The sequence below is a fragment of the Sphaerisporangium melleum genome (assembly GCF_014646695.1).
Taxonomy (GTDB): Bacteria; Actinomycetota; Actinomycetes; order Streptosporangiales; family Streptosporangiaceae; genus Sphaerisporangium; species Sphaerisporangium melleum.
Map to the genome: position 1 here is coordinate 82724 of NZ_BMNT01000031.1, position 15804 is coordinate 98527.

Below are 15804 nucleotides of genomic sequence, written 5' to 3' on the forward strand. Positions count from 1 at the left end.
GGGTCGGCCTCGCCGATGCGTTGCAGGTACAGGTCGGTGGCCGTGGCCAGGTCGATGGTGGAGGACAGGTCGGTCATGGGCACCCTTCGGTACGTCCTCGCGGCGCGCGTGCCGTGGCATCTCCGCCTGGCCGGCTCGCCCCGGGGACCGGGTCGCTCGGGTCGATCGTGCCTGTTCGGGGAGCCGGGGTCGTGCCGGGGATCAGGGCCGTACGGGGATCAGGGGCCGCTCCGGGAAGCAGGACCCTGTGGGACGACAGGCCTCGCGGGTTCCGGTGCGGGAGCGGCCGGGCGCGGATGGCCAGCAGCGCCCGGTCGTCCTGGTCGCCGCCGGTCGCCCATCTCGAGGTCATCTGCTCCAGCCGCTGCACCACGGCCGCGGCGGGCATCCCGGCGCAGGTGGCCAGGGCGGCGGCCAGCCGGTCGACGCCGTACAGCTCGTGTCCGCCGGGCCCGCCGATCGCCTCGGTGATGCCGTCGCTGTACAGCAGGCACAGCTCGCCGGGGGCCAGATCGACGGTCACCGTGGCCAGGTCGATGCGGTTGAGGATGCCGAGCATCGTGCCTCCGGTGGTGACGGCCGCGACGCTGCCGTCCGCGCGCAGGATCAGCGGCTCCGGGTGACCGGCCACGGCCAGGTCCACCAGCAGGTGCCCGTCCGGGGCCGGGCGCGGTGTGGCGAGCACCAGCGTGACGGTCGAGTCGGGCACGGGTGAGGCGATCAGTGAGCGGTTGACCAGCTCGATGAGCCGTTCGGGCCGGCTCTCCACGAGCAGGAGGGTGCGCAGGGAGTGGCGGATCTGCCCGGCGAGCAGGGCGGCACGGGCTCCCTTGCCGCACACGTCCCCGAGAACGATCAGCGGCGAGGGCCAGACGTCGGCCTGCTGCGGGCCGTGGGCTCCGGGACGGGCCGGTGCGTCGCCGTCCGGAGATCGGCCGTCCCCCTCACCATGGTCGCGAGCCGAAGGCTCCAGGGCCGTGTCGGAGGACTGCCGGGCCTGGGGCCAGTAGAGGTCGTAGAAGTCGCCGCCGATCTGGCCTGCCTGCTGCGAGGCACGAAGCGACCCGGCCAGCTCGGCGTGCTCCAGGTGGGGGAGCTCCGGTGGCAGCAGCGCGCTGGTCAGGATCTCGTTGGTCCTGCTCTGCTCCTCGAACAGCAGCGCCGAGGACAGCGCGGCGCCGGCGCGGACGGCGAACTCGCCGGTCAGGGCCTCGGTGTCCGCGTCGAACGGCGGGGACGTCTCACCGCGGATCAGGATCAGGGCGCCGGCCGGCATGCCACTGCCGGGCAGCGAGGCCACCCGGACGTGTCCGATGCGGCCGATCGCCTGCGGCGCCACCCATCCCGGCACCCGGCCGGGATCCACCGCGAGGCCGGCGGCCGGGGTGAGCCCGGCGAGGGCCTCCGCCAGGCCGGGCAACTCGGCGATGGCGGCCAGCGAGAGTTCGCCTTCCTCGACGCCGCGCGCCGCCGCGGTGGCGCGCAGGTAGCGGGACCGGCGATATTGGGCAGGCAGCACGACCAGGGCGGTGTCGGCGAGGAACGAGCAGGCCAGCTCGGCGGCGATACGGGAGCAGCGGCGCACGTTGAGGGACGCGGTCAGGCGCCGGCCGGCCTGGATGAGGAACTCGGCGTGTTCGCGCCCGGACATCGGCGCGCCGAGCCCGTGGACGTGCTGCGGCGGCCCGGACACGACCGGCGTCTCGGCCGGGGTCCGCGAGACGTTTTCCAGGTCTGTTCTTTCTTTGTGGCGGACGGAGAGTGCGCTGACGGGGCCGGGATGGCCGGCTTTTGGTCGTGCTCGTGTCATCACGAGACCTTCCACAACTAGTGGAATCAGACTACCTGTGTGGATATCCGACAAGTACTTCGCGCCCGACTCGTAAATGGACGCCAAGAGTTGGCATAGTGCCGGGCTCCACGCCGCCGGCTCCCGTCCGTGATCGGGATCTTCACTATCGGCCGGGCCCGGATGCCCTGTTCCGCGGGATCTCTCGGTCATGGCCGGAATGCGGTCCTGGTGCCGGAAGACGGTCGGCATCGAGCCGAGGGCGCCGCGTTCTCCACCACTGCGGAGGCATCCTGACCAGCCCCTGGACGACGGCCGCCGCGCCGGCCCCGGGAGTCAGGAAATGCTCGGGCGCGAGCGATGACGGCGGGTCCAGCAGCAGGCGTACCGAGCCCACGAGCAGCACCAGCCAGCCGACGATCATGACGAGCTGCCGCAGCAGGCACGTCATGTGCCCGAGCAGGCTCGACGTCTGCCCGAGCAGGCCGCTGGCGGCGCTGACCACCGTGGAGGCGTCCTCCAGCCTCCGTGCCACCTTTGGTCGTCTCGATCTGACCACGCGGCCCACCTCCTGCCAAAAGATCTTTGATCCCTTCGGCGGGCTCGCTAGCGCAAGCAATATCAACCGGCTCCGGCGACCGCAACGCGAGCCGCGCACAGTGGAGAACTCTTCGAAAACACGTTCGAAGACATCCGATCCCTTTGCCGTGCGCGGCGGGATTCCTGCCTTCATGGCAGGTGTGGCGCGCCACGCTGGGCCGGCGCCATGGCCGGCCATCGGGGGGTGAAGCGCGGTCAGCCCGCCGCCGGGTGGGCGCCGCGGTCGAGGACGAGTTTCTCGACGCCGTCCAGGATGCGGTCGAGCCCGAACGTGAAGTCGGCGCTGGGGTCCTCGGTGTCGGCTTCGTCGAAGACGCCGTCGTTGAGGGCCTCGGTCAGGGCGGGGAAGCGTTCGTCGATGAGGCGGGCGAGCAGTTCGCCGTACGGCCGCCCCTCGGGGTCGTCCTGGCCGGGTGCGGCGCCCGGGTCGTTCGTGGACAGTTGGGTGTCTCCGCGGACATAGTGCAGGACCAGCAGCAGCACCGACATCTTCTCGCGCGGACGCAGCGCGGTGCCGCCGAGGGCGCGCAGCCCGGCGTCCAGCCAGGCCAGCTGCCCCGGGTCGAGCGGCGGTGTCCCCGCGGCCGTCATCTGCAGGATCCACGGATGCCTGCGGTAGACGCCGGTCAGCTCCACCGCCCATCGGTGCAGCTCGGCGCGCCAGTCGGCCGGCCTGGGCGCGATCTTCGGCGGCGGCCCGGGCGCGGCGTCCAGCATGAACGTCCACAGCTCGTGCTTGTTGGCGACGTGCCGGTACAGCGACATGGTGGCGCAGCCGAGCCGCTCCGCCAGGCGGGCCATGGACAGCGCCGCCAGGCCTTCGGTGTCGGCGATGGCGATCGCGGTGGTCACGATGCGGTCGAGACTCAGCGCCTGTGCCGGGCCGCGCGCGCGGCGCCCGGAGCGGCCCCACAGGAGTTCCAGCGTGCGGGGCAGCTCTCCACCGGTCTTCTCGCTCATCGGAGCCATCCTACCGTTCCGCGTACGTCGTACGCCACGCGTATCACCTACGCTCAGCGTATTACGTACTCGCTGCGTATCATATACGCTCGGCGTATGCCCTACGCAGTAACCGTCCTGTCCCGATGAGGAGCCGTCATGGTCGTGACCACCGAGAGCCCGTCCTCCCCCTCCACCGGTCCCTCGGCCGGTCCCGTTCCGTCCCGCCGCTGGTGGCGGCGGCCGTGGATGGCCCCGCTCGGCTTCATCGCCGTGTTATTCCTGGTGTACTCGCTGCCGCCGTACCTCACCGGTGACCCGGCCGTCTCCCGGGTACCGCAGCCGGCGGGCTTCCCGGCGCACTATCCGCTGCTGGTGGCGCACGTCATGTTCGCCTCGGTCGCGATGCTGACCTGCTTCCTGCAGGTGTGGCCGTGGTTCCGGCAGCGGTACCCGGTGGCACACCGGTACGTCGGCCGGGTCTACGTCTTCGGCGGCGTGCTCCCGGCCGGCCTGGCCGGCCTGGTCATCGGGGCGGGCACTCCGTTCGGGCCGGTCATCGCGGTCAGCAACGTGATGCTGGCGCTCCTCTGGCTGGCCTGCACCATCGCGGGCTACCGGATGGCGCGGCAGCGGCGGTTCGTCGACCACCGGCGCTGGATGCTGCGGAGTTTCGCCCTGACCTACTCGATCATCACCAACCGCGTCTGGGGCGTCATCGTCGCCATCGTGCTGACGCCGCAGTTCGCGACCACCTTCAAGGGCGACGTCACCATGTTCACCTGGACGCTGGCCGGTCTCGGCGGCTGGCTCGGATGGACGGTGCCGCTGCTGGTCGTCGAGTGGTGGCTGGAGCGCGGGGAGGCGGCCAAGCGCCGCGCGCGGGCACGCTCCCGCGCGGCCGTGCGCGGCGCGCACGAGTGACCGCCTCAGGCGGCGTGGACGCGTGCGGAAGACCGCGTCAGGCGGCCACCTGCTCCGAGACCGGGGTGGCGGTGGCGCGGCGCCGTGCGGGCAGGGCGCGGCCGCGCTCGCGCAAGATGGTCTTGAGCACCCGCCAGCCGTCGCGCACCGCGTGCAGGTTGCTGGTGCCGTGGATGCGGCAGTGCTCGTGGCTCGGGACCTCCTGGACGTTCAGCCCGGCCTTGGCCGCCCGTACGTTCATCAGCGTCTCGATCTCGAAGCCGTCGCAGTCGAGGTCGAGGACGTCCAGGTGGCGGGCCCAGAACGCGTTGTACCCGTAGCACAGGTCGGTGTAGCGGGTGCCGTACAGCCAGTTGGTCAGCGTCGTGAGCACGGTGTTGCCGAGTGACCGGGTGCGGCTGATGTCGTCGGACCCGGCGCCGGAGGCGAAGCGCGAACCCTTGGCGAAGTCCGCCCCGCCCACCAGGGCCGACACGAACCGGACGATCTCCCGCCCGTCGGTGGACCCGTCGGCGTCGATCATCACGATGATGTCGCCGGTCGCCGCCGCGAACCCCTCGATGAGCGCGTTGCCCTTGCCGCGGCCGCTCTGGGTGACGACGTGCAACCCGGGACGCAGGGCCCGGGCGATCGCCACGGTGTCGTCGGTGGACCGGCCGTCCACCAGGACGACCTCGTCGACCCAGTGCGGCAGTGTCGCGAACACGTGGGGGAGGTTCCCGGCCTCGTTCATGGCGGGGACGACCACGCTGACCCGCACCCCGATGGCGAGGGCGTGGCTTACCGGCGTGTACCTGCTCTGCGGCGCGGCGATCCCGTACGTCGTCATGGGCGCATTCTGGCCCGGGCCGCCTGCAGGTCACTTGACACGGCCTTGCAAAACCATGATCGCCCGCAGGTTTCGGCCTGCCCGTAGCCGGAGCGCCACGTGCCGCGAAGTCCGGCGAAGGCTTTCGGACGCGGAAGATTAGGGCGGCCGAATAAGGAATGTGTCGACGTATATGGATATCTCACCACGGGCGCCGTCCGGAGGTGGACCACCTCGCCATACCGTCCTGTTCTGCGGCCCTTCACGCTCTTCTGACAGGGGGGGACGCTACGGTCGGAACCGTGCTCGATCGGCGTCCCGAACCAGCTCCGTCCGGCCCCGTCTCCGGTGAGCCGCGCGCTCCGCTGCCGGTGCTCACCCCAGGGCTGGCCACGGCCGAGATCGTCGTGGTGTTCGCCGTGTCGCTCGGGGCGAGCGCGCTGCGGTCGCTGGTCTCGCTGATCGGCTCGCTCACGGCTCCGGCCGACCTGCGCGCGCAGAACGCCGTGCTCGTCGGCACGATGGCGCCCGGACGGCCGTGGCTGGACCTGACCTACCAGCTCGTGGGCCTGGCGATCGCGATCGCTCCCGTGGCCCTGGTCGCCTACCTGCTGGCCCGGTCCGGTGAGTCGGCACGCACCATCGGGGCCGACCTGCGGGAACCCGGACGCGACCTGCTGCGGGGCGCGCTGCTGGCGGCCGTGGTGGGCGGCACCGGGCTCGTCTTCTACCTGCTGGCCTTCGGCGCGGGTGTGAACCTCGACGTGGTCCCCGACGCGCTGCCGGAGGTGTGGTGGCGGGTCCCCGTCCTGCTGCTCGCCGCGGCACAGAACGGCGTGCTGGAAGAGGTGATCGTCAGCGGCTACCTGCTGCACCGCCTGAGCCTGCTCGGCTGGCGGCCCTGGCGCGCGGTGGCGGTCTCGGCGCTGATCCGCGGCTCCTACCACCTGTACCAGGGCTTCGGCGGGTTCGTCGGCAACCTGGCCATGGGCCTGCTGTTCGGGCGCCTGTACCAGCGGTGGGGACGGGCGATGCCGCTGGTGGTGGCGCACACGCTGATCGACGCGGTGGCCTTCGTCGGCTACGGGCTGCTTCGCGGCCGGGTGAGCTGGCTCCCCTGAATCCAGGCCGCCGGGCGCTTCCGGACGGGCCGGGAGGCAAGGGCGGTCACGCGCTGACCCGGCCGGCGCTTCCGGCCGGCCCGGGGTGCGACATGGCCGCCATACAGCTTTCGGCCCCTTATACCGGTCGCTTACCCGCCTTGCCCCTGTCGGTCGGCCGGGTTCCCGATCGCAGTCAGTAGCGTTGAGATCGTGGAGGAGAGCGAGGCCGGCCGTCGCCGCGCCCTGTGGGCCCTCGGAGCCCTGACCGTGGCGACGCTGCTGGCCGGCGATGCCGTCCGCCCGTCATCGCACGCGCCCGTCGCCGTGCCCGCGCCGGAGCGGAGGCGGCAGCGGCGGCGCGGAGTCCACCCCTCCGCCGTACCGCCGCCCGCCACCGGGTGGACGACCCGCGCGCTCAGGGCCCGCCATCGGCCGGTGCGGAACCTCCGCGATCTGACGCCCGCCGCGCCGGGCGACGCCATCGCGCTCACCATCGACGACGGGCCGCATCCGGAGTGGACGCCGCGCATGCTCGACCTGCTCGCCGAGCACGACGTGCGGGCGACGTTCTCGCTCATCGGGACGCAGGTCAAGCGCTACCCGCGGCTGGCCGAGCACATCGTCCGGGCCGGGCACCAGCTCTGCAACCACACCATGCACCACCCCCTCGGGCTCGACCGCCTGCCGCCCCGCCGCATCAGCGCCGAGATCACCGAAGCGCAGGAACGCATGGCCGACGCGACCGGGGTGGCCGTGCGGTTCTTCCGGGCGCCGGGCGGTTCGTGGTCGCGCCAGGTGGTACGGGCGGCGGCCGAGCACGGCATGATCCCCATCGACTGGAACGTCGACCCGCGCGACTGGTCCAGGCCCGGCTCCCGGCGCATCGCCCGCAGCATGCTGGCCTGCGCGCCGGGCGCCATCCTGCTGTGCCACGACGGCGGCGGCGACCGTTCCGAGACGCTGAAGGCCCTGCGCACGGTGATCCCCCGTCTCAAGCACCGCGGGCTCTCCTTCGTCCCCCTCTGACCCACCTGCGCGGGGCCGTCCCGGAAGTCCCTCTTCGACGCCTCTATTCGGGTGCGTCCCGTCGCGGAGGTGGCGGGTGGACGCCGCGAGGTGTCAGTGGGGGGCGCCGGTGCGCTGCTTCCCGGCTGGACGGGTCAGGTCGCCGCGTTCTCGGGGGCCTTGAACGCGCCGTGCAGGAGGATGTCGACGATCTCCTCCAGCGGCGTCCGCGACTCGCCCGCGACCAGGTGGTATCGGTTGGAGACCATCCCGAGGAAGACGGACGCGAGCGTCTCGGGGCTTGGGCGCAGCGCCGCGCGGTCGGGCTCGATCAGTTCGCGGACGGCGTCGAGGGTGGCGTCCATCGAGGCCCGCCGGCCGTCCGGCGCCGGACGGTCGCCGTTGCCGCGCGGACGGCGGTGACCGGAGGCGTGCAGGGCGCCGATCACGGTGCCGATGCGGTCGGTGTGGGCGCGCAGCGCCTCGGCCGCCTGCACCAGGCGCGCGTCGAGGGGGTCGTCCAGGGAGATCGAGGCCAGCTCGCGCAGCACGTGGCCGGGGTTCATCGCCTCGGCCATGCACGCGTCCAGCAGTTCGTCCTTGTCGGCGAAGACGCGGAAGATCGTGCCCTCGCCGATGCCCGCTGCCCGGGCGATCTGGCTGGTGGTGACGGCGGCGCCCTGCTCGGCGACCAGCGGCAGGGCCGCGGCGACGATCATCTCTCTGCGCTGCTCGGGGCTCATTCCCGGCGCTCGCCGCCGGGAGGGTGTCTGTGTCATGGGACAGAGCGTACGGAGTGAGTGCTCACTCCGTCAAGGCCGAGTGAGTACTCACTCCGCACACTGGTGAAGCCGGGTGGCCCGCCGACGGGCTCGGGGGTGGTGTCGATCGCGTGGTTTCCGGGGATTGATAGAGCACACAGTCATTCCCCGACCGGTCCGGGAGGCGGCGCTGAGCATGCGGGGGGCGCTCGTCGCCGTCGGGGCCGCCGTCGTGCTCGTCTCCCTGGTGGGAGGCGCCAGCACGCCAGAGGCGCCGCACTCCTCAGAACGGGCCCGCCCGCTGCAGAACCCGGACGGCACCAAGCCCGGCCTGGTCGCCATCACCTCGCGCACCGACCGGGCGGCCGCGATCAAGCTGATCAGGAAGGTGCGGGTCGCCCCCCAGGGCTCCACGCGCGGCTACACGCGCGCCCGCTTCGGGGAGAACTGGGCGGACACCGCGCGCGGCGTGCCGTACGCCCGCAACGGCTGCCGCACCCGCGACGACCTGCTCGCCCGGGACGGTGAGAAGGTGGCCTACCGCGCGGGATCGCGGTGCGTGGTCGTGTCGATGAAGCTGCACGATCCGTACACGGGAAAAAAGATCACCTGGCGCAGGCGGCACGCCGACCGGGTGCAGGTAGACCACGTCGTGCCGCTGTCCTACGAGTGGCGCATGGGCGCCGCACGCTGGCCGAAGGCCAAGCGCGTGCGCATCGCCAACGACCCGCTCAACCTCGTCCCGGTGTCCGGCAGGGTCAACGAGGACAAGGGCGGCGCCGGCCCGGCCTCCTGGCTGCCGCCGAGGCGCAAGGTCCGCTGCTCGTACGTTACGCGGTTCGCGCAGGTCGCCGTGAAGTACGACCTGCCGGTCACCCGGGCCGACAAGGCCGTCATGCTCGCCCAGTGCCGCTGACGCGCCGTGCGCGTGGCAAGGCATGGCGATATGGCCGGGCGCCGTGTCGTGGCGCCGGCTCCGGTGGTGGCCGTCAGTAGCGGGCGCCGACCGGCTGGCGGGGCTGCTCCGCGTCGGTGTGCGGAGCCCCGGGAGCCTGTGGCACGCCCTGGGCGCCGTGCTGCGGGTGCGCGCCCGCCTGACCCTGCGCGGCCCCGTGGGCCTGTCCCTGCGCGGTCTCGTGGACCTGTGCGGCCACGCCCGAGACGTGTCCGGCGGCGGCGAGTTCGCGTACCGCGCCTTCCAGTTCCTCGGGGGTCGCGCCTTCCGCGAGCAGCGTCCTGGTCCCTCTGGCGCCCTTCGGCATGGCCCAGTAGCGACCTGTGTGCTCTCCGTACCAGACGGCCCATCCGGGCAGTCGCGCCGCCAGCTCGCGCGCGGCGGCCTTGCTCTCGGTGACCTCGTTCGCCATCACGGTCCTCTTCCGTCGTTCACCCGCATCATCAGCCGGAACGGTCACCATCGACCCGGAGCGGCTCGGCGACCTCGTACTTCGGTCGGTGCCTGCTACTCCGCTCCGGACGGTTGATCAGCCGGCTCGAACCAGGCCGGACTGCCCGCGATCAAGCCGTCAAAACCCCCGGGGACCACGGTACGCGAGAAAAGCCGAATTCGGCCGGAAACTTGTGCGTAAACCGTGATCGGGATATCCCCGTTCTCGGATTACCGGTTATTGATCATTTGTGTCAGAACTAATGATCGTCCGTATTCTGGACAAATGATCATGTGAGCCGAGGGGAACGATCACCCCACACCCACCCCTATGCCCCGGATTGCTGGGGTTCCCCGGATCTCCGGCACCGGCTCATCATGGGTCCATTCCACGATCTCAGGGAGTGCCGATGAGAACCGTGCACCGGACCTGTCCCCTCTGTGACGCCGTCTGCGGCCTGAAGCTCACACTCGACGACACCGGCCGCGTCACGTCCGTCAAGGGCGACCCGGACGACCCGTTCTCCAAGGGCTTCATCTGCCCCAAGGGCGCGAGCCTGGGACACCTGGACGAGGACCCCGACCGCCTCCGCGTCCCCCTGGTCCGCAGGGAGGACGACGAGTGGCACGAGGTCTCCTGGCAGGAGGCCTTCGAGACCGTCGAGCGGGGCCTGTCGGGTGTCATCGACCGGCACGGCCGGGACGCCGTCGCCGTCTACCTCGGCAACCCCACCTTCCACACGATGGGCGGCATCCTCTACCGCGGCGCGCTCGGCCAGGCCCTCGGCACCCGCAACGTGTACTCCGCGAGCACGATCGACCAGATGCCCAAGCACGTCGCCTGCGGCTACCTGTTCGGCGACCCGCTCGCCATCTCGGTGCCCGACATCGACCGCACCGACTTCCTGCTCATCCTCGGCGCCAACCCGGTCGAGTCGAACGGCTCCCTGTGCAGCGCCCCCGACTTCCCGGGCCGGCTGAAGGCGCTGCGGCGGCGGGGCGGCAAGCTCGTGGTCGCCGACCCGCGCCGCACCCGCACCGCCCTCGCCGCCGACGAGCACCTGTTCGTCCGGCCCGGCACCGACGCCTTCCTGCTGTTCGGCATCGTGCACACCCTGCTCGCCGAGGACCTCACCTCGATCGACCTGGACGTGGCCGGGCTGGCCGACCTGCGCCGCCTCGCCGAGGACTTCGCGCCCGACGCCGTGTCCGGCGTCTGCGGGGTGCCCGCCGAGCGGATCGCCGGTCTGGCCCGCGAGCTCGCCGCCGCGCCGACCGCCGCGGTCTACTCCCGCATCGGCGGCTGCACCGTGGAGTTCGGCACCGCCACCCAGTGGCTCGTGGACGTGATCAACATCCTGACCGGCAACTTCGACCGGCCGGGCGGGGTCATGTTCACCCGCACCGCCACCATGGACCTCGGCCGCACCGGCGAACCGTACACCACCGGGCGCTGGCACAGCCGCGTGCGCAACCTGCCGGAGTCGCTGGGCGAGCTGCCGGTCGCCACCCTCGCCGACGAGATCGAGACCCCGGGCGAGGGGCAGGTGCGGGCCCTGGTGTCCGTCGCCGGCAACCCCGTGCTGTCGGCCCCGGGCGGGCCGCGCCTGGACGGCGCGCTGGCGGACCTGGAGTTCATGGTCTGCGTGGACCCGTACCTGAACGAGACCACCCGGCACGCGAACGTCATCCTGCCGCCGCCGCGCATGCTGCAGATGCCGCACTACGACTTCCTGCTGCTGTCGGTCGCCGTGCGCAACTACACGCGGTTCTCCCCGGCGATCCTGCCGCTGGAGTCCTGGCAGCTCTCCGAGGCCGACATCCTGGCCAAGCTGACGCTCATCGCCTCCGGCCAGGGCGCGGACGCCGACCCCTCGGCGCTGACCGAGATGATGCTGGAGCAGATCCTCGGCGGGGCGACGCAGGCACCGGCCGGCCCGTTCGCGGGCATGGACGTCGCCGAGGCGCGCGCTTCGCTGGAGGGTGACAGCGGGCCGGAGCTGCTGCTGGACCTGTTCCTCAAGCTCGGCTCCTACGGCCTGTCGCTCGCCACGCTGCAGGAGAACCCGCACGGCATCGACCTCGGCCCGCTGGAGCCGCGGCTGCCGGAGCTGCTGTGCACGGTCTCGGGCAAGGTCGAGCTGGCGGCGCCGCGGCTGGCCGAGGAGGCGGGGCGGCTGCGCGAGCGGCTCGCCGAGCCGGCGCCCGAGATGCTGCTCATCGGACGGCGCCAGCTCCGCTCGCTCAACAGCTGGCTGCACAACGTGCCGGCCCTGGTGGGCGGCAGCAACCAGTGCACCCTGCACGTCCACCCGGACGACATCGCCCGTCTCGGCCTCGCCGAGCAGGCGGTCGTCCGGTCGGCGAACGGCGAGCTCGTCGTGCCGGTCGAGGCCAACGACGCGATCATGCCGGGCGTGGTGAGCCTCCCGCACGGGTGGGGGCACGCGGGAACGCCCCAGCGCGTGGCCGCCGCGCACTCGGGGGTCAACGCGAACGCGCTGACCGACGAGTCGGTGGTCGACGTACCGTCGGGCAACGCCGTGTTCAACGGCGTACCGGTGACCCTGGCGCCCTACGAGCCGGGCGAGCCCTCGCAGGCCGACCGGCGCACCCTGACCGCCACGGCCGTCTGATCGGGGACGCCCGGACCGGCCCCGCCGGTCCGGGCGTCCCTGATGCGCGGTCAGGCGGTGGGCGCGGGCAGCTGGAAGTGCAGCCGGATGCTGGTGCCCGCAGGGCCGCGGTGGACGCGCACCAGGTCGGCGAGCTCGTTGACGATGAGCAGCCCGCGCCCGCGCGAGGCGCCCGCGGGCGGCGGCACGTGACCGGTCAGCGGGTCGGCGATGTGCCCGGTGTCGTCGATCTGGTACACCAGCATGCCGTCCTCGGCCCAGACCGTGAGCGTCCCGGGGCCGGTGGTGTACTCGGCGGTGTTGGTGGCCAGCTCGTTCACCGCGATCAGCAGCTCGGCGACGCGTTCCTCGTCCAGGCCCCCGGCCTGCGCGCGGGCGATGGCGAAGTCGCGCACGCCCGGGAGCGCGCCGACGCCGAGGAAGGGATAGCGCTCGGCGGTGGCGGGCGGTACGGGGAGCGGCCGGTCGAAGCTCGCCGCCGTCTCGATCGGATCGCCGTAGGTGGCGCTGGCCCGGGCACGGCCGGACTCCTCCAGGAGCGGATGGGTGCGCTCGACGTCCGCCAGCGCCTCCGCGTCGAGCGCGGGGGCGTCGTACGGGCACAGGATGGCGGCGTCCCGCCCGGCGAAGGCGGCGTTGATCAGCGCCTCGTGCCGGGCGCAGGCGGGGTACTCCACGGCGCCGCGGTCCGGCCGGATCGGCTCTCCGATCACCCAGACACGGCGCCCGGCGTGGGCGTCGGCGAAGGCGAGCAGCACCGAGGGCAGGATGCGGCCGGGGTTGCGCCCGGCCCGCGTCATGTCGGCGAAGGCGACCAGGTCGCCTTCGGCTCCCAGACGGGCGCGGATCAGCTCGCCGTTGCCCTCCGGCACCGCGACCAGGGCAGGGTCCCCGCAGGCCAGCGCGCGGCCGAGGAAGGCCGAGCAGCCGGTCGCGTACTGCTCCTCGTCCCGGTAGAACAGCCCGGTGTGCTCGAACCGGTCTCCGGCAGGAGCCGGGGCTTGTGCCCCTGCCGGGGTCTCACTCGCGGACGTACTGGTCATGCGGGTGCTCCCGCGTACGGCTCGCCACCCACCAAACGCATCAGTTTGCCCAACGACACCGAACAGCCGGTGATGCGCACGTCCGAGGAGGTGGAACCCGCCGCGGTCATCAGCAGCCGGGCGGCCGCCGCGTCGGCGAACCGCAGCCCGGCCACGTCGAGGGTCATCTGCGTTCCGGCACCGGACAGGTCGCCGGTCACCTCGGCCAGGGTCGCGGCCAGCGCCTCCCGGTTGGAGGCGTCGGCCTCACCGATCAGCCGCAGCCCCGGCGGCCGCCCGGTGCGCTCCATGCGCAGCAAGGGCCGCCAGGCCCAGTTGGTCGTGGGGTCGATCGACGCCGGGTGCGCGGCCGCGATGCGGACGAGCCGGCCGGAGTCGAACAGCCGCCGGTCGTACAGGCACAGGGCCATGACGTGGCCGCTGGTGAAGACGCGGTTGACCTGCGCCTCGTACCACTGGACCCGGTCGGCGCCGGCCGTCGGGCCGCTCGCCCACGCCATGTCGCCGATGACGCGCAGGGACGAGAAGCCATCGCTGCGGGCGGCGTCGATCTCCTGCCGCCAGGCGTCGATGACCGCCACCGGGTCGAACATCCGCTGGTGGAGACGGCCGATGGGGAGCAGGCCGAACTGCAGCCGCCCCGAGTCGGCGAGCCGCCGGGCGTCCACGCCGCTGTTCTGGAGCTCACCGAGCAGGATGTCGGGTGGGGTGTCCGAGAAGTAGATGATCTTCTGGTCGGCGCGGACTCCCGCGTTGACGTACTCGCCCAGAGCGGCCAGCCTTTGCCCGTCGTCGTCGAATGCCCAGCACACATGGTCGCCTGGCCGTAACCGCTCTATAACCGATGGGCCCATCGACCGCCCTCATCTCTGGCGATTGCCCGTCATGCCCAGATCTCGCCGGATCACCGGGTTTCGGTGCCGAACGGACCCCGCCTGACCGCCGCCGCCGCGTCATGGCGACCGGGTTGACCACCCGGCGCCGAAAGTCAGGCTATCAGCCACGTATCAACCGTCGTAGTGCTCGATATCCTGATCACCGGGCCGATGACCTCGGTTTCCGACCGCAAAAGCACCTCCGGTAAGGCCGTCGCGGTGGCCGTGCACCGGGGAGAAACCGCCCTTGTGCAGGGGCGGGCGCCGCGTCGCGTCGGTGTCCGGCGTCTCGGACGACATCGCGATTGCGACTCGGGAAAATCACTTTCCGGATTCGGCGCACGAGATCACCGTCAATCCCCTGATGAACACCCGCGTATCGGCCATCGCATGCCGTCTCTCGCTTATCGGCCGGCGGAACCGCCGCATCCGCGGCAATGAGCCACCACATATCCGTCCGGTCGCGTGGGGCGGCTCCTGTCTTCGGCCGAGTCGCGGCAGGGCACCCCGGTCGGGACGATCGCCCGCCTCATAGGTAGATGACCGGTATATATTGATCACATGAGGCAGATGCAGGAGCCGACCTTCCTGATCCTGACCGCGCTGGCCGCCGGCCCACAACACGGATACGGCGTCATCACCGACGTGGCGCGCATCTCGGACGGCCAGGTTCGCCTGCGGGCCGGCACGCTGTACGCGGCTTTCGACCGGCTGCAGGACGAAGGCATGATCGCCGAGGACCGGGAGGAGATCGTCGACGGCCGGGTGCGCCGCTACTACCGGCTGACCGGCGACGGCGCGGCGAGGCTGGCGGCGGAGGCGGAGCGGATGCGCAGGCACGCCAAGGCGGCCACCACCCGCCTGCGCGCCATCGGCTCGGGAGGAGCGGCATGAGTCCCCTCGAAGCCCGCTACCGCCGCCTCCTGGCCGTCTACCCGCGCGACCACCGGGCGCGGCACGAGGAGGAGATGATCGGCGTGCTCCTCGCCGGGGCCCCGCCCGGCCGGACCCGTCCCCATCCGGCCGACGCGGCGGACCTGCTGTGGGGCGCGCTGCTCGTCCACGGGCGGCGAGCCTTCGGCCCGGTCTCCGCGCCGGCCTGGCGCGCCGGGCTCGCGCTCGCCGTGGCGCTGTGGCCGTTCCTGATGCTGACGAGTGCGATGGCGACCCAGCTGCTCTCGGTCGCCGACTCGGTACGCTACGTCGGTCTCGCCTTCGTGCAGCCGATCTCGATTCTGTTGCGGGCCGAGCCGATCGTCGTCGCGGCCCTGCCGGTGCTGGCCGTGCTGCTCGGCCGGCGCTGGATCGCCGCCCTCGGCGTCGTCCTGTTCGTGCTGTACCAGGCCGGCGGCCCCCGCTTTCTGGATCTGGACACGCTGCTGAGCCCCAACGGCGGCTCGCTCCTGCTGGCCCAGATCGCGGCCGTCGCCATCGCCTTCGCGCCCGCGGCGCACCGCGCGATCAGGGTGATCCCCCGGCGCGCACTCCTGCTGTGGGGGCCGCTCGCCGTGGCCGGGCTGACCGCGAGCAAGGCCATCGTGCGCTGGGTGGACGTGATCGCCCACCCCGGCATCGTGACCTGGAAACCCGTGCCCTGGCTCGTCGTGGCCGGGCTGGCGGCCGGATACGCGTGCCGGTCCGCCGTGGGGCGGCGGGCGGCGCTGCTGCTGTTCCCGCCCGCGGCCGCCCTCGGCGACCTGGGGGATCTGCCGTCGGTGCCCACCGCCACGGCCCTGGCCCAGCTCGGGTGCGCGGCTCTGGCCTTCACCGCCGCGGTCACCGTGACCCGGCGGCGGCGCGGCCAGAGACGCGCCCCGGCTTCCTGAGGGAGAAGGCTCAGCGGATCAACGACCCGGCGGCCTCGATGGGATGGCACCGCCGTCGCCGGGCCTGGTGCCGGAACATGGACGCGGCCGGGTGCTCGTGCTGAGCGG

General features: G+C 72.3%; 16 protein-coding genes. 8 read left to right on the forward strand and 8 right to left on the reverse strand.

The window, feature by feature from the left end; all coding sequences use genetic code 11:
• Positions 1 to 73: 73 nt before the first annotated feature.
• The 3 genes from IEY93_RS25800 to IEY93_RS25810 all read right to left on the reverse strand — a co-directional run bounded on the left by IEY93_RS25800 (position 74) and on the right by IEY93_RS25810 (position 3349).
• Positions 74 to 1693 carry a PP2C family protein-serine/threonine phosphatase gene (locus IEY93_RS25800; protein ID WP_229691473.1) on the reverse strand — a complete coding sequence of 540 codons (1620 nt, stop codon included), beginning with the start codon at positions 1691 to 1693 and terminating at the stop codon, positions 74 to 76.
• A 262-nt stretch (positions 1694 to 1955) separates the two neighbouring features.
• Positions 1956 to 2324 (reverse strand): hypothetical protein, encoded by a 369-nt coding sequence (locus IEY93_RS25805; RefSeq protein WP_189165708.1) that lies wholly within the window; start codon positions 2322 to 2324, stop codon positions 1956 to 1958.
• Between the two features lie 260 nt (positions 2325 to 2584).
• A complete protein-coding gene (locus IEY93_RS25810) occupies positions 2585 to 3349 on the reverse strand; it encodes a TetR/AcrR family transcriptional regulator (protein WP_189165709.1) in 765 nt (254 codons plus the stop codon).
• A gap of 138 nt (positions 3350 to 3487) precedes the next feature.
• Between IEY93_RS25810 and IEY93_RS25815 the strand changes: the two genes are divergently transcribed.
• Positions 3488 to 4252 carry a DUF2306 domain-containing protein gene (locus IEY93_RS25815; protein WP_203968833.1) on the forward strand — a complete coding sequence of 255 codons (765 nt, stop codon included), beginning with the start codon at positions 3488 to 3490 and terminating at the stop codon, positions 4250 to 4252.
• A gap of 37 nt (positions 4253 to 4289) precedes the next feature.
• On the opposite strand, the gene IEY93_RS25820 is transcribed toward IEY93_RS25815, so the two are convergent.
• Positions 4290 to 5081, reverse strand: a complete 792-nt coding sequence (locus IEY93_RS25820; RefSeq protein ID WP_189165710.1) for a glycosyltransferase family 2 protein — start codon at positions 5079 to 5081, stop codon at positions 4290 to 4292.
• A 281-nt stretch (positions 5082 to 5362) separates the two neighbouring features.
• Between IEY93_RS25820 and IEY93_RS25825 the strand changes: the two genes are divergently transcribed.
• A complete protein-coding gene (locus IEY93_RS25825; RefSeq protein WP_229691474.1) occupies positions 5363 to 6181 on the forward strand; it encodes a CPBP family intramembrane glutamic endopeptidase in 819 nt (272 codons plus the stop codon).
• Positions 6182 to 6373: 192 nt separating this feature from the next.
• Complete coding sequence (locus IEY93_RS25830; protein ID WP_229691475.1) at positions 6374 to 7189, forward strand: polysaccharide deacetylase family protein; 816 nt, start codon at positions 6374 to 6376, stop codon at positions 7187 to 7189.
• A 134-nt stretch (positions 7190 to 7323) separates the two neighbouring features.
• Here the strand turns inward: IEY93_RS25830 and IEY93_RS25835 are convergent, their stop codons facing one another.
• Positions 7324 to 7947: a TetR/AcrR family transcriptional regulator gene (locus IEY93_RS25835; RefSeq protein ID WP_229691476.1), complete on the reverse strand. Its 624-nt coding sequence runs from the start codon at positions 7945 to 7947 to the stop codon at positions 7324 to 7326.
• A gap of 178 nt (positions 7948 to 8125) precedes the next feature.
• On the opposite strand from IEY93_RS25835, the gene IEY93_RS25840 reads away from it, so the two are divergent.
• Positions 8126 to 8845, forward strand: coding sequence for an HNH endonuclease family protein (locus IEY93_RS25840; protein WP_189165712.1), 720 nt, complete (start codon positions 8126 to 8128; stop codon positions 8843 to 8845).
• A gap of 73 nt (positions 8846 to 8918) precedes the next feature.
• On the opposite strand, the gene IEY93_RS25845 is transcribed toward IEY93_RS25840, so the two are convergent.
• Positions 8919 to 9296, reverse strand: coding sequence for a hypothetical protein (locus IEY93_RS25845; protein ID WP_189165713.1), 378 nt, complete (start codon positions 9294 to 9296; stop codon positions 8919 to 8921).
• A 430-nt stretch (positions 9297 to 9726) separates the two neighbouring features.
• Here IEY93_RS25845 and IEY93_RS25850 point away from each other — a divergent pair, with 430 nt between their 5' ends.
• Complete coding sequence (locus IEY93_RS25850; RefSeq protein ID WP_189165714.1) at positions 9727 to 11952, forward strand: molybdopterin-dependent oxidoreductase; 2226 nt, start codon at positions 9727 to 9729, stop codon at positions 11950 to 11952.
• Between the two features lie 50 nt (positions 11953 to 12002).
• Here the strand turns inward: IEY93_RS25850 and IEY93_RS25855 are convergent, their stop codons facing one another.
• Both IEY93_RS25855 and IEY93_RS25860 read right to left on the reverse strand, forming a co-directional pair.
• The gene (locus tag IEY93_RS25855) at positions 12003 to 12995 is read right to left on the reverse strand and encodes an anti-sigma factor RsbA family regulatory protein (protein WP_189165715.1); all 993 of its coding nucleotides are present in this window, start codon (positions 12993 to 12995) and stop codon (positions 12003 to 12005) included.
• A complete protein-coding gene (locus tag IEY93_RS25860; RefSeq protein ID WP_189165716.1) occupies positions 12992 to 13807 on the reverse strand; it encodes an MEDS and STAS domain-containing protein in 816 nt (271 codons plus the stop codon). Before IEY93_RS25860 ends, IEY93_RS25855 begins: the two co-directional genes overlap by 4 nt.
• Positions 13808 to 14014: 207 nt before the next feature.
• Here IEY93_RS25860 and IEY93_RS38615 point away from each other — a divergent pair, with 207 nt between their 5' ends.
• The 3 genes from IEY93_RS38615 (at position 14015) to IEY93_RS25870 (ending at position 15696) form a co-directional block, all read left to right on the forward strand.
• Positions 14015 to 14311, forward strand: a complete 297-nt coding sequence (locus tag IEY93_RS38615; RefSeq protein WP_229691477.1) for a hypothetical protein — start codon at positions 14015 to 14017, stop codon at positions 14309 to 14311.
• Between the two features lie 120 nt (positions 14312 to 14431).
• Positions 14432 to 14764 carry a PadR family transcriptional regulator gene (locus IEY93_RS25865; protein ID WP_229691478.1) on the forward strand — a complete coding sequence of 111 codons (333 nt, stop codon included), beginning with the start codon at positions 14432 to 14434 and terminating at the stop codon, positions 14762 to 14764.
• Complete coding sequence (locus IEY93_RS25870) at positions 14761 to 15696, forward strand: hypothetical protein (RefSeq protein ID WP_189165717.1); 936 nt, start codon at positions 14761 to 14763, stop codon at positions 15694 to 15696. The genes IEY93_RS25865 and IEY93_RS25870 overlap by 4 nt, the downstream gene beginning before the upstream one ends.
• Positions 15697 to 15804: the final 108 nt, after the last annotated feature.